12 protein-coding genes and 2 pseudogenes are annotated in these 16,826 nt (G+C 45.1%); 7 read left to right on the plus strand and 7 right to left on the minus strand.

Annotated elements, in window-relative coordinates:
- Window positions 1-148: 148 nt before the first annotated feature.
- Window positions 149-895 carry an SDR family oxidoreductase gene (locus K7I13_RS00980; RefSeq protein ID WP_255947267.1) on the minus strand — a complete coding sequence of 249 codons (747 nt, stop codon included), beginning with the start codon at window positions 893-895 and terminating at the stop codon, window positions 149-151.
- Window positions 896-1,002: 107 nt separating this feature from the next.
- On the opposite strand from K7I13_RS00980, the gene K7I13_RS00985 reads away from it, so the two are divergent.
- Window positions 1,003-1,362, plus strand: coding sequence for an iron chaperone (locus tag K7I13_RS00985; protein ID WP_255947268.1), 360 nt, complete (start codon window positions 1,003-1,005; stop codon window positions 1,360-1,362).
- Here K7I13_RS00985 and K7I13_RS15495 read toward each other — a convergent pair.
- Window positions 1,363-2,672: pseudogene (locus tag K7I13_RS15495) on the minus strand (ClC family H(+)/Cl(-) exchange transporter).
- Window positions 2,673-2,731: 59 nt separating this feature from the next.
- Window positions 2,732-3,244, minus strand: coding sequence for a macro domain-containing protein (locus K7I13_RS00995; protein WP_255947273.1), 513 nt, complete (start codon window positions 3,242-3,244; stop codon window positions 2,732-2,734).
- Window positions 3,245-3,627: 383 nt separating this feature from the next.
- Between K7I13_RS00995 and ftsH the strand changes: the two genes are divergently transcribed.
- The gene (ftsH, locus tag K7I13_RS01000) at window positions 3,628-5,604 is read left to right on the plus strand and encodes an ATP-dependent zinc metalloprotease FtsH (protein WP_255947274.1); all 1,977 of its coding nucleotides are present in this window, start codon (window positions 3,628-3,630) and stop codon (window positions 5,602-5,604) included.
- A gap of 284 nt (window positions 5,605-5,888) precedes the next feature.
- Here the strand turns inward: ftsH and K7I13_RS01005 are convergent, their stop codons facing one another.
- Window positions 5,889-7,673, minus strand: coding sequence for an alpha-amylase C-terminal beta-sheet domain-containing protein (locus tag K7I13_RS01005; RefSeq protein WP_255947275.1), 1,785 nt, complete (start codon window positions 7,671-7,673; stop codon window positions 5,889-5,891).
- Window positions 7,674-7,909: 236 nt separating this feature from the next.
- The gene (locus tag K7I13_RS01010) at window positions 7,910-10,441 is read right to left on the minus strand and encodes an isoamylase (protein WP_255947276.1); all 2,532 of its coding nucleotides are present in this window, start codon (window positions 10,439-10,441) and stop codon (window positions 7,910-7,912) included.
- Window positions 10,442-10,942: 501 nt separating this feature from the next.
- Between K7I13_RS01010 and rpsF the strand changes: the two genes are divergently transcribed.
- From rpsF to dnaB, 5 genes and pseudogenes are all read left to right on the plus strand, one after another.
- Complete coding sequence (rpsF, locus tag K7I13_RS01015) at window positions 10,943-11,224, plus strand: 30S ribosomal protein S6 (protein WP_255947277.1); 282 nt, start codon at window positions 10,943-10,945, stop codon at window positions 11,222-11,224.
- A gap of 20 nt (window positions 11,225-11,244) precedes the next feature.
- Window positions 11,245-11,736 (plus strand): single-stranded DNA-binding protein, encoded by a 492-nt coding sequence (locus K7I13_RS01020; protein WP_439647454.1) that lies wholly within the window; start codon window positions 11,245-11,247, stop codon window positions 11,734-11,736.
- A gap of 11 nt (window positions 11,737-11,747) precedes the next feature.
- On the plus strand, window positions 11,748-12,053 hold the full coding sequence (rpsR, locus tag K7I13_RS01025) for a 30S ribosomal protein S18 (RefSeq protein ID WP_255947278.1): 306 nt from the start codon (window positions 11,748-11,750) through the stop codon (window positions 12,051-12,053).
- A gap of 86 nt (window positions 12,054-12,139) precedes the next feature.
- Window positions 12,140-12,757 (plus strand): 50S ribosomal protein L9, encoded by a 618-nt coding sequence (gene rplI, locus K7I13_RS01030; RefSeq protein ID WP_255947279.1) that lies wholly within the window; start codon window positions 12,140-12,142, stop codon window positions 12,755-12,757.
- Window positions 12,758-12,762: 5 nt separating this feature from the next.
- A pseudogene (dnaB, locus tag K7I13_RS01035) lies at window positions 12,763-14,099 on the plus strand (replicative DNA helicase).
- A gap of 70 nt (window positions 14,100-14,169) precedes the next feature.
- Here the strand turns inward: dnaB and K7I13_RS01040 are convergent.
- Window positions 14,170-16,209, minus strand: coding sequence for a WD40 repeat domain-containing protein (locus K7I13_RS01040; protein ID WP_255947280.1), 2,040 nt, complete (start codon window positions 16,207-16,209; stop codon window positions 14,170-14,172).
- Entirely contained in the window at window positions 16,202-16,822 is a 621-nt protein-coding gene (locus tag K7I13_RS01045) for a CpXC domain-containing protein (RefSeq protein ID WP_255947282.1), read from the minus strand. Before K7I13_RS01045 ends, K7I13_RS01040 begins: the two co-directional genes overlap by 8 nt.
- Window positions 16,823-16,826 lie beyond the last annotated feature (4 nt).

Below are 16,826 nucleotides of genomic sequence, written 5' to 3' on the forward strand. Positions count from 1 at the left end.
TTTTCAAGCAAGTATGACTAGTATGATCAGTATAACAAGTATGAATTATATGTTTCTTAAAGCAGTTTTTTTACTGCATGGAAAAGTCTTTTATCTTCCGGTAAAATGGTCCATTGAATTATTGATGCCGAAGAAATCAACGATCGCGTCAAATGCGCCTACCGGGAGAAACCGCAGTAAATAAACCAGGAAAACTGTCCACGGCAGAATAAGCCTCTTTTGTTTTTGAGGATAGCCCTGGCAATTTTTTTGCAACATACTCACTTTCGAGTATTGGAAACATAAAAGGAACCCGTGTTTTTACACCCTTGAACATTCCGGTATTTATAAAAAACGGACAGACAATTGTTGTCCCAATTTTTTTTCCGAGACCCCGAAGTTCCATACGTATGGATTCGTGGAAGCCGAAGGCCGCAAATTTGCTCGCGCTATAATCCGAAAGTCCTGTTACTCCGATTATTCCTGCCGCAGATGATATTGTAACAATATGTCCGGTATTCCGCTCAATCATGGACGGCAGAAAAGCTTTCAGTGTCCAGAAAACAGGAAACAAATTGACATCCATGGTTTTAAGGATTTTTTCATCCGGTATATTGAGAAAGGTTGTTCCGGAAACAATACCCGCATTATTAACCAGAATATCAACCGGTCCGGTTTCTTCGGTTACCTTTTTTGCCTGAAGATACACTTCTTCCCGGTTTGAAACATCGCAGACCATTCCCCGGATTGAAAAGCCTTTTTCTTTTCCTTCCGATTCAAGTTTTTCAATGGCTTCCGCGTTAAGGTCCCAGACAACAATTTTTCCTCCGCGCTCTGCGAGCATCAGCCCGACCAGCCGCCCGATTCCGCTCGCGCCGCCTGTAATAAGTATTACTTTTCCGCGTATATCTTTCATAATGTAAGTATACTAAAAAAAAGCTTCATGGTATATTTATTTTAAGGCAAAAAAGTTTCCCGCTGTTTATAAAACAGCGATTTTACATTTCAGACAGAGGTCATATTATGCCGGAAACAATTGATGAATATATAGCTGAATTTCCCATGGAAATTCAGGAAGTACTGAAAAAAATCAGGGCGGTAATAAGGGAAGCGGCCCCGGGTTCAATCGAAAAGATAAGTTACCGCATGCCTGCTTTTTCTTTTCTCGGTAAAAATATTGCTTATTTTGCCGCATTCAAAAATCATATCGGTTTTTATCCGACACCTCAGGGTATAAGTGAATTCGAAGAAAAACTGTCATCATATAAGAGATCAAAGGGAGGCGTTCAGTTTCCCATACATGCAGTACCTTATGAACTTATCGGGGAAATCGTCGCGTATAAAGTTAAAAGTGTCAAAGAAGGCATGGAAAAAAATACCTGATCATTTCATTTGTGTCCCATCCTGCACAGCGGCATTTCTTTTTTCCATCATACGTCCGAGCAGCTGTTCATAAACCGGCCGCGCTCCGCAGAATTTAGCACATGCATACGAGGTCAGCGAAACAATAATCAGCGGTATCAAATGAGCAAGCGAACCCGTCATTTCCGATATGAGGATGCAGCCGGTAATCGGCGCTGCCGTCACACCTGAAAAGAATGATGTCATTCCGAGAATAATGAACAGGACTGCGAAATCAGGGGGCAGGGTAAAGAGTTGTAACAGTATTTCATAATACAGTTTTCCCGTTAATGCTCCGAGGATCAGCAGCGGAAAAAAAATACCGCCCGGGGCCCCTGACCCGTAGGAAACTGCGGTAAAAAGCAGTTTCCCGCAGATAGCGGCAAGCAGCAGGGAAATACCGAAATCAGGATTTTTTATTTTTTCAAGAAGCAGACTTCCTCCGCCGAGAAGTGAAGGAAAAAAATGAGAACAGCGCCGGCTGCCATAAATGCAGGCAGAGGTCTGAAAATTTCTTTTTTTATTTTTTCATGAAGCGAAAGTGAAACCATAATTGACTTATTAAAAAGAGCAGCGCTGGCTCCGCACAGCAGTCCCAGAGGTACAAGTGATACATACCATTGTACAGGCATAACATTTAAAAACCTGAATGAAAAAGCGGTTGCCTGACCCAAAAGCAGTTCCGAAACTACTTCCGCTGTCATGCAGGACAGCATAATGCAGACCAGCCCTATATGGGTCATCCGGTAGCGGAGTTCTTCAAAGGCAAATATGATTCCTGCAAGCGGAGCATTAAATGCGGCGGCCAGACCGGCGGCAGCGCCGGAAACGAGCAGATATTTTTTATCTTCGTTTTCTGTTTTTGATATGGAAGAGATTCCTTCAGCCGCGTAGGCGCCGAGCTGAATGGAGGGACCTTCCCTGCCCAATGAGAGTCCGCAGACAAGAGAAATAACGCCGCCGGAAAATTTAGCGATAAGTTCGGGAAGCCACCGGAATCTGAAATTTCCATTGAGTACACCCTTGACCTGAGGAATACCGCTGCCCTTAATCATCGGGTATTTTTTTGTGAGAAATCCGGTGAACAGGGCAGCCGCAGTCAGAACCAGAAACACGGGTAAAATAATGAGCTTGTTCGTCTGTATCAGTCCGTTGACAAGTCCGGTCACATTGCCGGCATGGTTCAGAATATATCGGTAGCCTGTTACTATTAAACCGCTGCTGATTCCGACAGCGCAGGCCTTCAGATACAGATATCCGTTTTGCAGGGTAAATGCTTTTTGTCTGTCCATTGTACTTCCTGTTGCATTACTTGCTAAGGCTAATTATATACCGAGACAATTCTTCCGGGTTATGCAAATTCATTTTTGTAGAGCAGATAATTCTCTTCATCGAAGCATACAAAACGGATGTATTCAACGGATGGTTGCTCTTCGGCAGGATTTTTAAAATACGTTCCAACAATATTTGCGGCCTTCTTTTTCGGAAAACCGTAAATACCTGTACTGATATTCGGAATGGCAATTGATTTGATGCCGGTCTCTATCGCGAGCGCCAGTATATTACGGTAACAGTTTAGAAGTATTTCCTCTTCCCCGTTATTTCCGCCTCTCCATACAGGGCCGACCGCGTGAATTATATATCTGCATAAAAGATTATACCCTTTTGTAAGAACAGCAAAACCCGGTTTGCATTCTCCTGTTTTATGGACAATCTGCCTGCATTCTTCATATAAATCATATCCCGCCGCCCGGTGTATCGCTCCGTCAACACCGCCTCCGCCGGCAAGGGCCGGATTTGCCGCATTAACTATAGCGTCGGTTTTTTCATGCGTAATATCACCCTGAATTATATCTATTTTCACGGCTGTGTCCTTTTATATTTTTTCTGGTTCACGGATATTATAAAAATAATAACATATATTATAAAAGACTGTATATGAAGGTTTCTCCTGCAATGACGGAATATATTCCGGACCTTCCTCCGTCCGCTTATTCAAAAAAGCCGGACTCTTTCATGTCAAATGCCGTGAATATACATTTTAAACGGCAATTGTTCCGATAAACAATATAATTCCGGTATTTATATTGTATTTCATGTCCTGTTTTCAGTATATTCATTCGTAAACGAAGGCTTTATTATATAACAGACTTTCCGTATATTATAGATAAGCCGGTTTTAAGAATTGATTATTTTTGAAAACGGTTCAGATAATGCAAAATTTTTAGGATGGGGAGAAAATGTTTTATGAATCAGGAAAAGGAAAATAAGGATTTTGATGATGACAAAATGCCGGAGAAGGGTAAGCCGAATTTTTTAACGATTATCTTAATTGGTTTCGTTATTACCTTTTTCCTTAATATTCTCGTAAGTATAATGCTGCCAAGCAGAAAAACGCAGATAGAATACAGTCAATTTGTTAAACTTGTTGAGAGCGGTGTGGTACAGCAGGTACAGATTGAAGCTGAACAAATCGCGCTGACTCTTAAACCTGACGCGGATCAGCAAACCGTAAGCACTATTCTCTCGGTTGGAAAAATAGAGGAACCGGAAATTGATGAAGAAGTACAAAAACGGATGGATCAGTATAATGTCCAGATAAAAAAGAACCAGGTATATTACACCGGCCGCATAGATGATCCCGGCCTTGTTGACCGGTTAATAGAGTATGATATTGCGTTTTATCAGCCCATTGTCCAGTCAAATCCCATATTGACGTTTATTACAAGCTGGATTTTCCCCATTCTCATAATGTATCTTATCATGCGCTGGCTGACAAAACGGATGGGAGCCGCAGGCGGACTGGGCGGGGTAATGAATGTCGGAAAATCGAAGGCAAAGGTATATGATCTTGAAAAGAATACTGGAGTAACCTTTGATGACGTAGCCGGACAGGATGAGGCAAAGGAAAGCCTGAGTGAAATGGTTGATTTTCTTCACAGTCCGGAAAAATACAGTAAAATAGGGGCAAAGCAGCCTAAGGGCGCCCTTCTTGTAGGACCTCCCGGAACCGGTAAAACCCTGCTGGCCAAGGCGGTTGCAGGAGAAGCTAAAGTACCTTTCTTCTCTCTTTCCGGTTCGGAATTTGTCGAAATGTTTGTTGGTGTCGGCGCAAGCCGGGTAAGAGATTTATTTGAGCAGGCAAATAAAAATGCTCCCTGTATAATTTTTATTGATGAAATAGATGCCATTGGTAAAAGCCGGGACAATCAACTTGGCGGAAATGATGAACGCGAACAGACACTCAATCAGCTTCTTGCCGAGATGGATGGTTTTGATTCATCCAAGGGAATTATAGTGCTTGCCGCGACAAACCGCCCTGAAGTCCTTGATAAGGCTCTTCTCCGTCCCGGACGCTTTGACAGACGCGTTATTGTTGAAAAACCTGATCTGCCCGGACGGGAGGCAATTCTTAAAGTACATACGGCAAAGGTTTTAACGGGCTCGGATGTGAATCTGCATGAAATTGCCCTGGCGACAAGCGGCGCAACCGGAGCGGACCTCGCAAATATGGTAAATGAGGCCGCGCTTCGGGCCGTACGGATGGGGCGTCAGCTTGTCTGTCAGGAAGACCTGATGGAGTCTGTTGAACTGGTTATTGCGGGAAAGGAAAAGAAAGACAGAATTCTCAATCAGAAGGAAAAACGCATGGTCGCCTTCCACGAAGTCGGACATGCACTCGCATCGACCCTTCAAAAAAATTCACAGCCTGTACAGAAAATTACTATTGTTCCCCGGACTATGGGGTCTCTTGGATATACCATGAATATGCCTGAAGAAGAACGGTATCTGATGACAAAGGAAGAACTTCTCACCCAGATCACAACTCTGCTGGCGGGCCGGGCTGCGGAAGAAACTATTTTCGGCGAAATGACTACCGGCGCGTCAAATGATATTGAACGTGCTACAAATCTTGCGCGCAGTATGGTTACCCAGTATGGAATGAGCGAAAAATTCGGCATGATGGGGCTGGAGAGTATAGAAAATCAGTATCTTGACGGAAGACGTGTTTCAAACACTTCTGAAGTGACTGGTGCGGAAATCGATAAGGAAGTATGCACAATAATAAAAGATTGTCATAAAACCGCCCTGAAATTAATGCAGGACAACAGAGCAAAACTGAATGAAATTGCTGAGTTTCTTATTGAAAAGGAAACCATTAGCGGTACTCAATTTATGGATATTCTGAAAAGCAAAAATACCGCTGATACTGAAGCGAAATAAAACAAAAAAAGGCCTGACGGGATGTCTCTGCCAGGCCTGTAGCAAAGATTCCGGTTTGCACAAATGCCCTGGATTAAATCTAGGATGTATACAAATATATACTACGATAGCTGGCCATATATTCTTTTATCAGCTGAAACCGCACTTGTATATCGTTTTTTCGAATAATTTTTCGTAAGTTAAATACAATATTTTATGTAGTTGGATTAAAAATCCGGTCATTTCCTATAAAAAAGAAGACCGGTTTTTAAAACCGGCCTTCTGTCAGTCATTCTTATGGGTTATCAGAAACCGCCGTTAAACGAGGGGAAGAGATTTGACTGATTATGGTTTGAACCGCTTTCCCAGGTTAAGCCGCTGAAATTGCCCGTAACTGTTTCGCCCAAACTGTAAGCTCCTTTAAGAACCTTCCATTCAAAGTTTCCGTTTGAAGGAGGAGTAACAGTTACATACCAGTATCCGGCGTTGTCATAGGTTCCGCGTGTGGCCACTGTCCAGTTGCTGCCTTCATTATATGACCCGGTAAAATAGAGGCCGTTTCCGTAACCGACATCTTTCGCCATTTTCAGCGTTACTGTTGTTGCAGTCCCGCCGCCGTCTTTTACCCATACCGCAAAATTGGTTCCGGAATAGATGGGTGAATTTCCTGTGTAACCGGTACCGGTCGGGCTCCAGTTGTCACCGCCGATTTTCACCACGATTTCGCCGTCTGTACCGGTTATTCTCGCGGCATAATTTGTGGTTGTAGCGGCAAGCACTGTTATGGCGCTGTCATAGCGGATGCCTTGATCCTTGCGGAGATCAATCAGATAATTAATATGCTGTTTGAATGTCTTTGATGTTCCGGGTACGGTATCGCCGCCGCGGTACTGTGCGACATTTGCGCTGTTACTCGTTACACCACATTCACTTGCAGAAAAATAATGCTGCCAGGCAACGCAGGGATAACCCGGATGGGTTAAAATAAACGCATAGGCAGGAGCAAGATCGCCCGGATCAATTTCCCAGTGTTTCTGGGTACTGCCGGTATCATGGTTATCAATAAAGGTAACTGCTGACGCCGGAGCTGTGCGGAAAATATTATTGCTGTCTGCCAGTCTGCTCAGATTCCACAGAGTTGATTGGGAACCCCAGCCGAATGCGTAATTCATATTTCCCTTGAGTACGAAGTCAAATACGCGGGATTTCTGGCCGCTGTTCTGGGTTGTAGAATTTACCCAGTTCATTAACTGGTTTTTCCAGTTTGCGGTATCATTCTGGTTAAACGTATTTGTCGGCCAGAATTCTCCAACAGAGAAAACTGCCGATGTCTGGGCATTGTATTTCCCGACATACTGTCCGCCGAAACCTTTTACAAAGTCATACCGCCAGCCGACAAAACCGGCGTCACTTTTCAGGACATCGCTCATCCATGTAATAATGCCGTTCTGTACAGTTGTACTGGTGTGATCTATATCGCGCGCGTCGGCATAGTTTTCACCTGTATCGGCTGCGCCGCGGGCCGTGGAATTGTACATCGGGCTTGACGGATTGGTAAAACCCTCATCACCGTAACAGATTGAATAATAATCGCCAGTCCACTGGGGATTTCTGAAATCGCCCCAGCTTGTTGAACCGCCGCGGTGATTGATTACAATATCGGCAATAGCCTTTGCCGGTTTGATAGCGTTAATTGCCTGTTTGAGCTGGGTCTTTGTTCCGTAACGGGAATTCAGATCATTCAGTTCGGTAGGGATATACCCTTCAGGCGCAAAATCCGGACTTGTGCTGGGAGGCGGGAACCAGACATATTCAAAAGTATTTTTTATATCATTGGCCCTCGAAATCACAACATTATACCATTTATAGTAGGTACTTGAATCGTTTCGGTCCGCGCTGCTCCAGTTAAATCCCTGCAGCATAACACCACTGGGATCCTCATTGCTGTCAATACCATTAACTATGGCCCGTCCGGCTGATAGCGTATCACCGGAAGCGGCAGCCTTGTTTGAAATACTGTTTTCGCAGGATGCAAATAGAAAGAATACAAGCGAAAACCCAGCAAGCCATTTTAAAACCTTGTTTTTCATGAATCGTCCTCCATGTTTATAATATTTATATCCTGAAAACCGGTACCAATTTTCAGGGTATTTTCCAATTCAATTTTTTAAATTCAAAACGGAAAAAACTGCAATTGTATGCTGATTGCAAAAACCCTGAGGCCCCCCAATCAGCACCGGACAGGGTATAACGAATATACTCCGTCCGGTTCAGTTTTCAGACAGCGGCTGGAGGAAAATATTGCTTTTCCGGCCGCTGTCGTCCATCAGTTTGAGACCTCTTTAAGGACAACAATGGACCATGCGTTGACCCCATATCCGTTTGTTCCCGATCCCGCCGGAATGGTCGTAGCGGACGCGTCTTCCCAGTAATTGCATGAACTTTCAGCCCAGTTGGCGGTGTCGACAATCCGTATCCAGTGTTTTCCGGAAGACGGAGACGGGACAGTAAAGTTCACCGTTGATGTCCACATGTTCGAAAGGAGAAGGTAATTACTGTCGCTTTTCTGGCTGCCATTGATTTTTATCCATGCGCAGCGGTCGGAGGAAGAATTGATATTGCTTGTGCCGTCTTCCTTTTTGTATTCAATGCTCATCGAATAATCCGCCTGGCGCAGGGCAGGGCTGTTTTTACGGAGATTCATCAGATATTTTGCGAATCTGAAGTTTCCGTTTACGCTTGATGCCGTGGCAAAGGTCCCGAGGTTATTATGATATGATCCGCCGCCGCCTGTTGATACTGCATTGGGCGCGTTTGTGTTGATCATATTGTAATTGCTCCAGGTTGCCACACTGTCAATATTATACGGATTATTGTTTCCGTTCTGGGTTCTGCCGAACTCATCGCCCCAGACAATCATGGGAACACCTCGTGAGAACATCTGGAATACAAAGAAGTTCCGGACCCGCTGGCGGCGGAGCGCCTGATTATTGTCGGAGTTCGTCGAAATATTTCCGTCGCCGCCTCCGTCAGACGGGCCGAACGGCCAGCTCAGGGTACTGTTCATTTTGGAACTATAACTGACCAGATCTGTCAGCGTAAAACCGTCATGGGCAACCACAAAGTTTACCGATTTGTGGGGACCGCCCTGATCGTTGAAATTGTTATAATCACCATTGAACGCATCAATGTATGAAATATCTCCGTCTGTTTCGCCAAGATTGATGTATTTTCTTACAGCGTCACGGTAACGGCCGTTCCATTCACCCCAGCCTGAGGGGAAATTTCCTACCTGATATCCGCCCGGCCACTGGGTGTCCCAGGCTTCTGCAATCATTTCAACATTCTTTGAATTTCCCAAAGACATAATCTGGGTAATGGTTGCGGCGTTTTTATTGAAATCCCAGCTTGAACCGGACTGGACCCGGCCCAGTACAGGGGCTAGATCAAACCTGAAACCGTCTATACCCATTTCATCTATCCAGTAGGTCAGGGAGTCCAGAATAAACTGCCGGACAACAGCATTGTCGCAGCGCAGATTATTTCCGCATCCGGTGGTTTCCCAGTACTGGGCTTTATTTGACGGCACCAAAGCGTAATATTCCGAATTGTCAAAACCGCGCAGGAAGGTCAATTCCGCGGTACTTAAATCATCCCAAGTACCGCCTTCACCGGAATGATTGTATACAACATCAAGGTACACTTCTATGCCTTCGTCATGGAAAGACTTCATCATTTCTTTGAATTCTCTTGTCGGGCCTCCCGCTGACTTGTCATAGGAATACCGCCGGTCAGGTGCAAAATATCCGTATGTCATATATCCCCAGTAATTGCCTCCGGGAGCGTCGCTCGGATTTGCATCATTGTCGGTTTCATGGACCGGAACAAATTCAATGGTGTTGATACCCAGGGCTTTCAGGTATTTTGCCATATAGGCGGCGCCCTTGTATGTTCCCCGGTAAGCGGCCGGAACGCTGTCAACCGAGGCGATCCCGCTCATTATTGAGGCAAGGTTTGATGACGAGGGGTGGTTGGTCATACCCCGGACATGGGCTTCATAAATGATGGCGTCTTTTTGGGCTATTGCCGGTTTTGTACCGAAAGAAGTTGTATTCTGAACCAGTATTGACTTCGGAGCCCATTTGCCGGTGTCAAAATTCCTGCGGGCAACACCGCTGTATAATCCGCTTCCCGTGCCGAACATTCCCGCGTCATGCGAAGCTCCGAGAACGGTTGCATTGCTCTTGTCATGGCTTATTTCCCGTGCATAGGGATCAAACAGAACCTTGTTTGGATTGAACCTGTTGCCGTTGGAATCGACATCGCTGATATATCCCGCGCTGCTGTTTCCGCGCGCCCAGCTGGTGCTGTATGTCCAGTTTGGTCCCCAGCACCGGTAGGCGTAATAGGCATTGGCAGGTACTCCTGTTATCTTTGCCCGCCAGATATTATCATCGCCTTTTTCCATCCAGTAATCATATGTGGCGTTCTGCCCGCTGGCTGACGTATAAATTTCAAGCAGAACTCTTGTAGCGTTTTTTGAATACACGGCAAATGTTGCCGCGCCCGACGAAATGGATGTCCCGTTGGACCATGTCTGGCTGTACCAGCCGAAACCGGCTGTTGATCCGTTCATGTCGACGGGACTGTAATTGCCGCTTGTCGGTCTGTTATAACCTGTGCCGGTGCCTGTTGTTGAAAAATAAATGACCCGGGCGGCTTCTGATTCAGTTGCGGTATCAGGCAGGGCAGAAATGTCCCGCTGAAACGAATTTGAACATGAGAAAAACAGTACTGTCAGGGAGATCAGAACTGTAACCATCGAAACCAATACGGAATACCTTTTTCGATATTGCATATTGTCACCTCTGGTTTTTTCCAGTTTTACGCCTGGAAAGCATTATTATATCATACGATATAATTTTTTAAAATCTGGGATTTTTTTAACCAGGAGAAGAACAATTCGATGTAGAGCGCCGGAGCATGTAATTATTATTTGAAATCCCATTTTAATTTTGTTTTCAGTCTAGCACCGCTTTTTTCAGCCGTCAACAAAAAAAAATAAATCTTTATCCGGTAAGGAAATAACCGGGCGTATTTGTATTAACAGTTTGTATTTTATTTCCTCTTGGGGAATAATCGGCAGATATGTATTTTTTCCGGTTAAAAAAGCATCAGGAAAGCTTTATCCGGAAGACGGGCGCCGTACGCTCATTGACCTTCCGGGCAAAAATTGATATGATATGGCAACGCTAATTAAGTCGCCATGGCTTAATCAGCGTTGCCATGACCATTAATGTAATGGAAAAAACTCCCGCCCGTTAAAACGGGCCCAGCAATGTGTCCATGAGGAGGAAACATGAGAAAGTATGAACTGATGGTCGTCTTTCCAATGGAAGAAGACCTGTTCAAGACAGGAACGGATACTGTCCGCCAAACCCTGACAGAATTCGGCGCGCAGATTATCAGTGAGGAACCCTATGGGGAACGTGATCTCACATACGAGATCAAAAAACGCACCCGCGGTCGTTATCTGTTATTTAACATCAACGCAGAACCGGCGAATATTGTGGAAATAGACCGCCAATTCAAACTCAACACCAACATACTCACCTTTCTTTTTATCCGCGTAGAAGAATAATAAGCGGAAAGGAGATACCAGTGGCAGAAGTGAATCATGTAATATTAATCGGACGCCTTACCCGTGATTCTGAACTTAAATATACTTCAGGCGGAATGGCTGTCTGCAAGTTTTCAATTGCAGTCAACAAACGCCGGAAAAATGGCGACCAGTGGGTAGAGGAAGCAAATTTCTTTGACATCGTCCTTTGGGGCCGTGCCGGGGAATCATTAAATCAATATTTGGTTAAGGGAAAACAGGTTGCAGTTGAAGGCGAACTGCGCCAGAACCGGTGGGAACAGGACGGCCAGGCCCGCAGTAAAATTGAAATTATTGCAAATAATGTGCAGCTGCTCGGCGGTAATTCCGGCAGCGGTACCGGCGGAGCTTACGGCAGCTATGAAGGCAAGTCAGGACAGGGTTCGGGCTATTCTTCCCAGAATGAAGGCTCGTCCTATCAAAGACAGCCGGACGCTATGCCCGATATGGATGACTCGGGCGCGCCGGATTTTCCCGATGATATACCGTTTTAAGGAGAACTACAATGGCAGATGAAAAAATGAAAGATATGGAAGCAGAAATGCAAATGCAGGATGCCGGCCGCGATGGTGAAGAAAGAGGACCGGGCAGAAAGGGCAAGGTTTTTTTCCGTAAAAAAGTATGCCGTTTTTGCACACAAAAGGCCAAAATCGATTATAAGGATACCGATACGCTGAGACGTTATACAACGGAACGCGGAAAAATCCTTCCCCGCCGCATTACCGGTACCTGCGCAAAGCATCAGCGCCGTCTCGCCCTTGAAATCAAGCGCGCGCGGGCTCTTGCAATGCTGCCCTATGTTGTCCAGTAAATAATATCGAAAGCCGATCCAACTCCTGGAAACGGCAGGCAGTTCTGTATAAACACTGCCGCAATTTTTGAGTAAGGAGCTTGAAAATGAAAGTAATACTTAATCAGGATGTAAAACATCTCGGTGAGGAAGGGGATATCAAAGATGTCGCAAACGGATATGCGCGCAATTATCTGCTTCCCCGGAATCTTGCAGTTCCCTGCAATGAAATAACCCTGGCGCATTTTGAAGGCAGAAAGGCTGAAATCGAAGCACGCAAAGAAGCGAAACGAAAGGACGCCTCCGGACTCAGGGAAAAACTCGAGGCTACTGTCGTTACTCTTGTTATGCCGGCAGGACCAAACGGCAAGTTATATGGCGCAGTTACCAGCCAGACAATAGCTGATGAATTGCAGAAACTCGGATATGATATTGAGCGCAAGCGCATTAATGTGCCTGGGCTTACATTCAAAACCGTCGGTAAATATCAGGTAACTATCGGGTTGTACGAAAGCGCTTCTGCAGCAGTATCTGTCGTAGTCGAAGCGCAGGAAGAAAAGACCGAAAAGAAGACCCCGGCAAAACCGGAACGGCATTCACGCAGGCCGGACAGAATCGTGGAAACTGCAGAAGAAGCATCGCATGAAACCGCCAGCCCTGAAGAGGCCCCTGTGGTAAATGAAAACACCGAATCCGAAGAAACTGCAGAAGAAACCGATAACTAGTATTTATGGCTGCTTTTTCTCTTAAAGACAAAGTGCCGCCTCATAATCTGGAAGCCGAACAGGCTACCCTTGGGGCGATATTGCTCGATGCTCAGGCCGTAGGAACGGTAATACGTTTTCTGCGGCCTGATAATTTCTATGCGCTTCAAAACCAGAAAATATTCGAAGCCATCCTGTCACTCGATGAAAAGGGAATACGCATAGATCTTCTTGCGCTGATGGAAGAACTCCGGCAAAACGGTATGCTGAACGCGGCCGGCGGTCCCGGCTATCTGGCATCACTGACAGATACAGTACCTACAAGCGCAAATATCGAATATTACGCAAATCTGGTCCTGGACTGCTCAATACGCCGTTCCCTCCTGAATATATCAGGCAAGATTATTTCGGAAGCCCATAGTGAAACTGCGGAAAGCCGTCTTGTTCTCGAAAACGCCCAGAAAAGCCTGTTTGAATTGACCGACGCCAATCAGTCCGCAACGGTAAAAACCCCTCGGGACATCATCCCCCGTGCAATAGAATTAATTGAAAAACTGTATAAAACAAAGGACGCCTATACCGGAATTCCTTCCGGCTTGACCGATCTTGATGTTATGACAAGCGGTTTCCAGAAATCGGAATTGATTATTATCGGCGCCCGCCCGTCTGTCGGAAAAACCGCGTTGGCGCTTTCAATTGCCGCCCATACTTCAATAAAGGAAAAAATTCCCACGGCATTTTTTTCCCTTGAAATGTCCGATATGCAGCTGATTCAGCGGCTCCTGTCCTCGGAAAGCCGGATACCGTCTGACAAAATCAGGACGGGTCTGCTGCGGATGAGCGACTTTCAGAGTATTACCGATGTCGCCGGACAAATATATGAGGCTCCCCTGTACATCGTCGATATGCCGAATATGAAGCTTCTTGATCTCCGCGCCATGGCAAGACGTCTGTGCCAGCAGCACAATGTCCAGATCATTTTTATTGACTATCTGACGCTTATTACCAGTGAAAACGCAATGGTCCCGCGTCACGAACAGATTGCAGAAATATCACGTTCACTGAAGGCCCTTGCCCGTGAACTAAATATTCCGATTGTAGCCCTTTCTCAAGTACGGAGGGATGCCGAAGGAAAAAACCCACGCTTGCTGACCTTCGCGAATCCGGTTCAATAGAACAGGACGCGGACGTAGTCATGTTTCTCCACCGGGAACGTTCAGGATCAAATGTAAATAATTCAGAAAAAGAAATGGTAATTGAAACGGATCTGATTGTAGCAAAACAGCGCAACGGACCAATCGGCGATATCAATATTCTGTTCTTACCGCGTTATACGAAATTTGTTTCAAAGTCTCATGAATAAAATACCCCGCGAATAAAAAAAGCCCGATCATTCTTCAATGCCGGACTTTTCGTTTTGTTTCCACAGGATTTTACTGTTCTATCCATATCCTGTTTCCCGTTATTGCGGCGGTTGAGAAAATCCTGTTATTTGAACGGTTATACCAGGTAAGAGAACCGTCATAATTAATACTGATAAGAAACTGGTCCATCAGAATGCTCTTTTTCGGCATTGCGTAACCGCGCTGTATAAAATACTGCTTTCCTGCCGAAGGATTTATTTCAACCAGCGTCGATTTTCCGAGGTTTGTAATAATTCTGTCCTTATCCAGAAGCATGACGGCGGTGAGATCTTCATCAGGGTATACAGCTTCCGTTTTTATTTTTGAATTATGTACGGTATCCAGATCAATATCAATGCGTATCAATTCCGTCCTGCTTGAAGAATCAGAAGTAGTAATAATGAATCCGTATACTGTAGTTTCCCGGGCCGCAGCTTTTGTAATTCCGAAGCATAAGTTTGCCTGCAGGGGCAGGGGTACCGTTTCCCCTGTACTTATATTTATAAGCAGAAGTGGATAGGGTGAATTAAAAGACGATGATTTTGATATTAACAGATATGTATCTGAAATCAGAATTGCGTCCTGGAGGCCGACTCCATTATATGTGAATAGGACCTTTTCTGTCAGGGTATCAAAAATATACGCATAACTGTTGCCTTCAATAAAAACAATTTTGCTTTGATCTATGGAAAAAGAAGTAACCGCATCCCTCGGCTGAAATAGTTCTTTCCGTACATCGCCATCAAAACTGATCCGTGTTATGGGCGCCCTGCGGACTGAAGACCAGCAGATGAGGTTTCCGTTCATAAGGGAAATCCGGTTTGCGTTAACATCACTGAAAGCATATACCGGAGATTTGCCGGGTCCGGTTGATATGAGAACAGACCCATCGGACAAAATAAAAAGCCTCGAGTTATCGGAAGCAATATCGTCTATAGGCTGTACCTGATCATAGACAAGCGTTGAAATCATAGGGACTTCTTCGGTATCTATCACTGATGAAACTGAATACAATTTACCTGATTCAGATCCGAAAATAACCTGCGAACCGAGGCTCAATCCTGCGGTTATATCTGTTTGGTCCGGTACGGAGAAGGGCTGTGAAACAGCACTTCCCTGTTTCAGAACCCAAAAAAAATCTTCATCAATTTCCGTTTTTTCAAACCATACGGGATCATTATCGGCAGTTGCTGTCGCCATAACCGGATTATCGGCTTCATAGGCCTGGAGGAAATTACCTGACGTTGCATCAAGCACAATAATTTCTCCATCTTTATATCCTGCTATTTTCAGGCTGTTGCCGAGCAGAACAGGATCGTCCAGATCTCTTTCTCCCTGATAATTTCCCCTTTCATTCCCGTTTGATATATCAGTATATCTGATTCGTCCTGAAGGCCCGAATGTGATCATGCTTGTTTCCCGGGCGCCTGTCCCGCTCAGGGTCACAATTCCGGGCGGTGATTTGAAAACCGATATGTGTTTTCCGCTGGATCCTTCAAGCACGGTTATACCTTCTATTGAGGTATTTCCGATCATCAAATATGTTCCCTGCGCAGACCATGACAGGGCTTTTACGGAATCCCTGAACCTTTTCGCATATTTCCGTTCTTTTGTTTTCCAGTTCCAAACTGAAATACGGTGAATACTGAACCCGTCGGTTTCATATATTGCAATGAGCGTCCCCTTCGGGTGAGCTGCAATAATCTGTATGGGCAGATCAGAAAGCTGCCAGGTTTCATCAAATGAATTTGTTGTATGAAATGAAACAAACCCGTCCCGGCCGGCGGAGAAGAAATCTTCCGTCCCGCTTACGGCGGACAGGGACAGTACAGGCCCCTGATGCTGTCTCGCAATAACAATTGAAGGTTCTTTTTCAACTGTCTGAGAGGTTTCACTTTCAGAGGTTTGCGCGGATTCATCCGGTGCTTTTTTTTCAGGCGGAAGCGGCATTGCATTTTCAGCAGTATAACCTTCAATCGCTTCCGCGGTCACTGGCTGCTTTGCATCAACTGTAGCGCAGGAAATAAGCAGAACAGCTGAAACTGCCGCAAGCAATGTTTTTTTAATCATCCTGGCCGCCCTCAATCAGAATATTATTCACGGAAACATATTGTCCGTTTTTGAGTTCATTGTATGAAGATGCCGGATTGTCATGTATTTCATTCAGGATTGTTTCATAGACGTTAAACGGGACCAGCGTTACGGCAACCTCTCCGCTTTTAAGCCCGTGTATGTGGAATTCCAGATCCTTATTATCACGAAGACTTTCAAACATGATTGTAATATCCGCATCAGGGGCTGATTCTTTTGCCTTTGTCGCAAGATGGACTTTTACGGCTTCGACTGCCATTGGTTCCAGAGAGGCACTGTAGACTGCCACCCTGTCGGCCATTTCCGGATAACCAATAACAATTTCATCATCAGGCTGTTCCGGTGAAATTTTCCCTGATAAAAAAGAAAAACGGTCTGTTTCCGGCAATAAGACGATAGATACATTTTTTGACGGCCAGTTTATCCGTGTTTTTAGCTCAGTACGCACATCAGCGTTACAGGAAGGACATATACAGGTAAGAAATACTCCCTGCTGTATGTCCGTAACAAGTTCAGGATTTTCATCAATATTAACGGTTTCCGGTAAATCAGCATTAAACGTCTGTTCACAGAGGCAGGTAATTTTTCTCATTGTT

The sequence above is a fragment of the Brucepastera parasyntrophica genome, from assembly GCF_022376835.1.
Classification (GTDB): Bacteria; Spirochaetota; Spirochaetia; order Treponematales; family Treponemataceae; genus Brucepastera; species Brucepastera parasyntrophica.

Excerpts from the sequence above, each read along its gene's own strand:
- K7I13_RS00980 (WP_255947267.1), bottom strand. The coding sequence starts at position 895 with ATGAAAGATATACGCGGAAAAGTAATACTTATTACAGGCGGCGCGAGC.
- K7I13_RS00985 (WP_255947268.1), top strand. The coding sequence starts at position 1,003 with ATGCCGGAAACAATTGATGAATATATAGCTGAATTTCCCATGGAAATT.
- ftsH (WP_255947274.1), top strand. The coding sequence starts at position 3,628 with ATGAATCAGGAAAAGGAAAATAAGGATTTTGATGATGACAAAATGCCG.
- K7I13_RS01005 (WP_255947275.1), bottom strand. The coding sequence starts at position 7,673 with ATGAAAAACAAGGTTTTAAAATGGCTTGCTGGGTTTTCGCTTGTATTC.
- K7I13_RS01010 (WP_255947276.1), bottom strand. The coding sequence starts at position 10,441 with ATGCAATATCGAAAAAGGTATTCCGTATTGGTTTCGATGGTTACAGTT.
- rpsF (WP_255947277.1), top strand. The coding sequence starts at position 10,943 with ATGAGAAAGTATGAACTGATGGTCGTCTTTCCAATGGAAGAAGACCTG.
- rpsR (WP_255947278.1), top strand. The coding sequence starts at position 11,748 with ATGGCAGATGAAAAAATGAAAGATATGGAAGCAGAAATGCAAATGCAG.
- rplI (WP_255947279.1), top strand. The coding sequence starts at position 12,140 with ATGAAAGTAATACTTAATCAGGATGTAAAACATCTCGGTGAGGAAGGG.
- K7I13_RS01040 (WP_255947280.1), bottom strand. The coding sequence starts at position 16,209 with ATGATTAAAAAAACATTGCTTGCGGCAGTTTCAGCTGTTCTGCTTATT.
- K7I13_RS01045 (WP_255947282.1), bottom strand. The coding sequence starts at position 16,822 with ATGAGAAAAATTACCTGCCTCTGTGAACAGACGTTTAATGCTGATTTA.